Here is a 5,036-nt window from a genome sequence, read left to right on the forward strand (position 1 = left end):
GTCCGCGAACAGGAAGAAGAGGCGTAAGATGGGCCAGAAGAGCAATCCGATCGGCCTGCGCCTGCAGGTCAACCGCACCTGGGACAGCCGCTGGTTCGCGGAAGGCCAGGATTATGGACGCATGCTTATCGAGGATCTGAAGATCCGCAAATATGTGTTCAAGACCCTGCCGCAGGCCGCGATTTCGAAGGTCGTCATCGAACGGCCGGCGAAGCTGTGCCGCGTGTCGATCTATGCCGCCCGTCCGGGTGTCATCATCGGCAAGAAGGGCGCGGACATCGAAAAGCTGCGCAAGGCGCTCGGTGAAATGACCGGCAGCGACGTGAGCCTGAACATCGTCGAAATCCGCAAGCCGGAAGTCGATGCCAAGCTCGTCGCGCAGGGCATTGCCGACCAGCTCGAACGCCGCGTTGCCTTCCGCCGTGCGATGAAGCGCGCGGTTCAGTCGGCGATGCGTCTGGGCGCCGAAGGCATCCGCATCAACTGTGCGGGTCGTCTCGGCGGCGCGGAAATCGCCCGCACCGAATGGTATCGCGAAGGCCGCGTTCCGCTGCACACGCTGCGTGCGAACGTCGATTATGCCGAGGCCGAAGCCCACACCGCCTATGGCGTGTGCGGCATGAAGGTCTGGATCTTCAAGGGCGAGATCCTGGGCCACGACCCGATGGCGACCGACCGGCTGATGCTCGACGCGCAGACGTCGGGCGTTCGCCCGGCGCGCGATGAACGCCGTTAAGGAACGCTGACATGTTGCAACCGAAGAAAACCAAGTTCCGCAAGGCCTTCAAGGGCCGCATCCATGGCAATGCCAAGGGTGGCACCAGCCTGAACTTCGGCTCCTACGGCCTGAAGGCGATGGAACCCGAGCGCATCACCGCGCGCCAGATCGAAGCGGCTCGCCGTGCGATCAGCCGTGCGATCAAGCGTCAGGGCCGCCTCTGGATTCGCGTGTTTCCCGACCTTCCCGTGTCGTCGAAGCCCGCCGAAGTCCGTATGGGTAAAGGTAAGGGCGCGCCCGAATATTGGGCCGCTCGCGTCAAGCCCGGCCGCATCCTGTTCGAACTCGACGGCGTTCCCGGCCCCGTGGCCGCGCTGGCGTTCGAGCGTGCGGCGATGAAGCTGCCGATCAAGACGAAGGTCGTCGCCCGCCTCGGCGACACCTCGCACCTGGAGGGTTGAGGGCCATGGCCAAGACCGAAGATGTGACCAAGAAGACCGACGACCAGCTCGCCGAACAGCTTGGCGAACTGAAGCGCGAGGCATTCAACCTCCGTTTCCAGGCCGCCACGGGCCAGCTCGAAAAGGCTTCGCGGGTCAAGGAAGTGCGGCGCACGATCGCCCGCATCAAGACCGAACAAACCGCGCGCGTTCGCGCGGCGGCGAAGTAAGGAGACTGTCATGCCGAAGCGCATTCTGACCGGCACGGTAGTGTCCGACAAGGGCGACAAGACCGTCGTGGTGAAGGTGGAGCGTAAGGTTAAGCACCCGCTCTACGGCAAGATCATCCGGCGTTCGAAGAAGTATCACGCCCATGATGAGGACAACGCCATCAAGGCTGGCGAAACCGTCCGCATCGAGGAAACGAAGCCGATTTCGAAGCTGAAGACGTGGAAGGTTCTCGAAAAGGTCGAAACCTCCACCAAGCCGAAAGCGGCCGAAGCCTGAGGGCTTCACGCAAGTTTCACGGAACCGCCGGGATGGCCCGGTAGGCCAAGGAAGAAGGAAATGCATCGATGATCCAGATGCAGTCACAACTGGAAGTCGCCGACAACAGCGGCGCGAAGCGCGTCCAGTGCATCAAGGTGCTGGGCGGCTCGAAGCGTCGCACGGCCGGCGTGGGCGACCTTATCGTCGTCTCGATCAAGGAAGCCCAGCCGCGCGGCAAGGTGAAGAAGGGCGACGTGCATCGTGCCGTCATCGTTCGCACCGCGAAGGACGTTCGTCGTGCCGACGGTTCGGTGATCCGTTTCGACAGCAACGCCGCCGTGCTCGTCAACAAGAATGAAGAGCCGATCGGCACCCGTATCTTCGGCCCCGTCGTCCGCGAACTTCGCGGCAAGGGCTATATGAAGATCATCAGCCTGGCGCCGGAGGTGCTTTGACCATGGGTATGGCCAAGATCAAGAAGGGTGACACCGTCGTCGTCCTGTCCGGCAAGGACAAGGGCAAGACCGGCGAAGTGACGCAGAGCCTGCCGAAGGACGGCAAGGTCGTCGTCGCGGGCGTCAACATCATCACCCGCCACAAGAAGCCGAACCAGCAGGATCCGCAGGGCGGCCTCGAGCGCAAGGAAGCGCCGCTGCACGTCAGCAAGGTCGCGGTTGCCGATCCCAAGACCGGCAAGCCAACGCGCGTCCGCTTTGAAACCAAGGACGGCAAGAAGGTCCGCGTGGCCGTGAAGTCCGGGGAGACGATCAATGGCTGACAACTACACCCCGCGCATGCGCAAGCTCTATGACGACCAGATCGTCAAGGCGATGACCGAAAAGTTCGGTTACAAGAATGCGATGGAAGTTCCGAAGATCGAGAAGATCACGCTCAACATGGGCGTGGGCGATGCGGTCCAGGACAAGAAGAAGGTCGAAACGGCCGCTTCGGAAATGGAACTGATCGCGGGCCAGAAGCCCGTTATCACCAAGGCGAAGAAGTCGATTGCCGGCTTCAAGCTGCGTGAAGGCATGCCGATCGGCTGCAAGGTGACCCTGCGTCGCGAGCGGATGTATGAATTCCTCGACCGCCTGATCACCATCGCGATGCCGCGCATCCGCGACTTCCGTGGCGTGTCGCCGAAGAGCTTCGACGGTCGGGGCAACTATGCCCTCGGCCTGAAGGAACAGATCATCTTCCCCGAGATCAACTATGACCGCATCGATCAGGTGCGCGGCATGGATGTGATCGTGACCACGTCGGCACGTACGGACGAGGAAGCCCGCGAACTGCTCAAGCTGTTCGGCTTCCCCTTCCCGATCGAAGCCCAGGCCAAGGAAGCCGCCTGAGTCCCCGCTGGGACCTCGGGCCGGACAGGAACAAGGAAAGAGAACTTAAGTCATGGCGAAACTGAGTTCGGTGAACAAGAATGAGCGTCGCAAGAAGCTGGTGAAGAAATATGCCGGCCGCTATGCGAAACTGAAGGCTATTGCGGCCGACACCTCGCTCGACGACGGCGAGCGTCTGATCGCGCGCCTCAAGATGGCGGAAATTCCGCGCAACGGTAACCCGACCCGTATCCGTAACCGGTGCGAACTGACGGGCCGTCCGCGCGCTTATTATCGCAAATTCCGGCTGTGCCGTATTCAGCTCCGCGATCTGGCCAACAAGGGCCTGATCCCCGGCGTTGTGAAGTCGAGCTGGTAAGGAACACGCAACATGGCAATGACCGATCCTTTGGGTGATATGCTCACCCGCATCCGCAACGGCCAGCAGGCGAAGAAGGACAGCGTCCTGACGCCGGCTTCGACGCTGCGTGTCCGCGTTCTCGACGTGCTCAAGCGCGAAGGCTACATCCGTGGCTACAGCGAAGAAGTGCTCGGCACCAAGGGCCAGCACAAGGGCATCCGCATCGAGCTCAAATATTTCGAAGGCCAGCCGGCGATCCGCCACGTGGCGCGCGTCTCGAAGCCGGGCCGCCGCGTCTATTCGGGTTCGAAAGAACTGCCGGTGGTTCGCAACGGCCTGGGCATCACCATCGTGTCGACCCCGCGCGGTGTCCTTTCGGACGCCGAAGCACGCGAGCATAATGTCGGCGGCGAAGTGCTGGCGGAGGTGTTCTAATGTCGCGCATCGGTAAAAAGGCAGTGGCGATCCCCAGCGGCGTTACCGCTGCGATCGACGGCGGCCAGCTGTCGGTCAAGGGCCCCAAGGGCACGCTGGCGATGCCGCTGTCCGACAACATCAAATATGAAGTCGGCGAAGGCGCCATCTCGGTGCAGCCCGCGAACGAAAGCCGCGAAGCGCGCGCTTTCTGGGGCATGCAGCGCACGCTGGTGCAGAACCTGATCACGGGCGTGACCGAAGGCTTCACCAAGGTGCTCGAAATCACGGGTGTCGGCTACCGCGCCAACGCGCAGGGCAAGAATCTGAAGCTGCAGCTCGGCTACAGCCACGATGTCGATTTCGCGGTGCCGGAAGGCATCGAGATCAAGACGCCGGATAACACGACGATCGAGATCAGCGGTATCGACAAGCAGCAGGTCGGCCAGGTCGCGGCGGAAATCCGTCGCTGGCGCAAGCCCGAACCCTATAAGGGCAAGGGTATCAAGTATCGCGGCGAGTACATCTTCCGCAAAGAAGGCAAGAAGAAGTAAGCCATGGCACATCTTACCCCTTTCGAAAAACGCCGCCAGCGCGTTCGTACCGCACTCCGTCTGCGTGCTGCCGGGCGTCCGCGCCTTTCGGTGCACCGCTCGGGCCGCCACATCTATGCGCAGCTCATCGATGACGCCGCCGGCAAGACGCTGGCTGCGGCTTCGACGCTCGACAAGGATCTGCGCGGCAAGACCGGCGCGACGGCTTCGGCTGCTGCCGAAGTCGGCAAGCGCCTTGCCGACGCCGCCAAGAAGGCGGGCGTGACGCAGGTCGTGTTCGACCGCGGCGGCTTCCTGTTCCACGGGCGCATCAAGGCGCTGGCCGACGCGGCGCGCGAAGGCGGATTGGAGTTCTGATTATGGCTGACGAAAACACCACGGGTCAGGGCAACCAGCCCGAGGCGATCCTGGCGCCTGAAACCACCAACGCCGAAGTCACGGGTCGCCGTGGTCGCGGCGGTCGTGATGGCGGACGTGGCGGTCGCGACGGTGGCCGTGGTCGCCGCGACGATCGGCGTCCGCGCGACGAGGACGGTGGCGAAGAGCTGATCGAAAAGCTCGTTCACATCAACCGCGTTTCGAAGACCGTGAAGGGCGGCAAGCGCTTTGGTTTCGCCGCGCTCGTCGTCGTCGGTGACGGCAAGGGCCGCGCCGGTTTCGGTCATGGCAAGGCGCGCGAAGTGCCCGAAGCCATTTCGAAGGCGACCGCCGCTGCGAAGAAGGCGATGATTC

11 protein-coding genes and 1 pseudogene are annotated in these 5,036 nt (G+C 62.7%); all 12 read left to right on the forward strand.

Annotated features, from left to right (window positions below; translation table 11 throughout):
• Nucleotides 1-28 precede the first annotated feature (28 nt).
• On the forward strand, nt 29-736 hold the full coding sequence (rpsC, locus tag ABS88_RS24315; protein WP_003042222.1) for a 30S ribosomal protein S3: 708 nt from the start codon (nt 29-31) through the stop codon (nt 734-736).
• 11 nt (nt 737-747) lie between these two features.
• Entirely contained in the window at nt 748-1,179 is a 432-nt protein-coding gene (gene rplP, locus ABS88_RS24320) for a 50S ribosomal protein L16 (RefSeq protein WP_003042223.1), read from the forward strand.
• A gap of 5 nt (nt 1,180-1,184) precedes the next feature.
• Nucleotides 1,185-1,388 carry a 50S ribosomal protein L29 gene (gene rpmC, locus ABS88_RS24325; protein WP_003042226.1) on the forward strand — a complete coding sequence of 68 codons (204 nt, stop codon included), beginning with the start codon at nt 1,185-1,187 and terminating at the stop codon, nt 1,386-1,388.
• A 10-nt stretch (nt 1,389-1,398) separates the two neighbouring features.
• Complete coding sequence (gene rpsQ / locus ABS88_RS24330) at nt 1,399-1,665, forward strand: 30S ribosomal protein S17 (protein ID WP_003042229.1); 267 nt, start codon at nt 1,399-1,401, stop codon at nt 1,663-1,665.
• Nucleotides 1,666-1,733: 68 nt separating this feature from the next.
• Nucleotides 1,734-2,102 carry a 50S ribosomal protein L14 gene (gene rplN, locus ABS88_RS24335; protein WP_003042233.1) on the forward strand — a complete coding sequence of 123 codons (369 nt, stop codon included), beginning with the start codon at nt 1,734-1,736 and terminating at the stop codon, nt 2,100-2,102.
• A 2-nt stretch (nt 2,103-2,104) separates the two neighbouring features.
• The gene (rplX, locus tag ABS88_RS24340) at nt 2,105-2,425 is read left to right on the forward strand and encodes a 50S ribosomal protein L24 (RefSeq protein WP_040589516.1); all 321 of its coding nucleotides are present in this window, start codon (nt 2,105-2,107) and stop codon (nt 2,423-2,425) included.
• The gene (rplE, locus tag ABS88_RS24345) at nt 2,418-2,996 is read left to right on the forward strand and encodes a 50S ribosomal protein L5 (RefSeq protein WP_003042239.1); all 579 of its coding nucleotides are present in this window, start codon (nt 2,418-2,420) and stop codon (nt 2,994-2,996) included. The genes rplX and rplE overlap by 8 nt, the downstream gene beginning before the upstream one ends.
• Nucleotides 2,997-3,048: 52 nt before the next feature.
• Nucleotides 3,049-3,354: a 30S ribosomal protein S14 gene (rpsN, locus tag ABS88_RS24350; protein ID WP_003042242.1), complete on the forward strand. Its 306-nt coding sequence runs from the start codon at nt 3,049-3,051 to the stop codon at nt 3,352-3,354.
• Between the two features lie 12 nt (nt 3,355-3,366).
• Nucleotides 3,367-3,771, forward strand: coding sequence for a 30S ribosomal protein S8 (gene rpsH / locus ABS88_RS24355; RefSeq protein WP_003042244.1), 405 nt, complete (start codon nt 3,367-3,369; stop codon nt 3,769-3,771).
• Nucleotides 3,771-4,304: a 50S ribosomal protein L6 gene (rplF, locus tag ABS88_RS24360; protein WP_003042248.1), complete on the forward strand. Its 534-nt coding sequence runs from the start codon at nt 3,771-3,773 to the stop codon at nt 4,302-4,304. Before rpsH ends, rplF begins: the two co-directional genes overlap by 1 nt.
• 3 nt (nt 4,305-4,307) lie before the next feature.
• Nucleotides 4,308-4,661, forward strand: a complete 354-nt coding sequence (rplR, locus tag ABS88_RS24365; RefSeq protein WP_003042250.1) for a 50S ribosomal protein L18 — start codon at nt 4,308-4,310, stop codon at nt 4,659-4,661.
• A gap of 2 nt (nt 4,662-4,663) precedes the next feature.
• A pseudogene (locus ABS88_RS24370) lies at nt 4,664-5,036 on the forward strand (30S ribosomal protein S5); the annotation flags it as partial.

The organism is Sphingopyxis sp. SCN 67-31 (assembly GCF_001725095.1).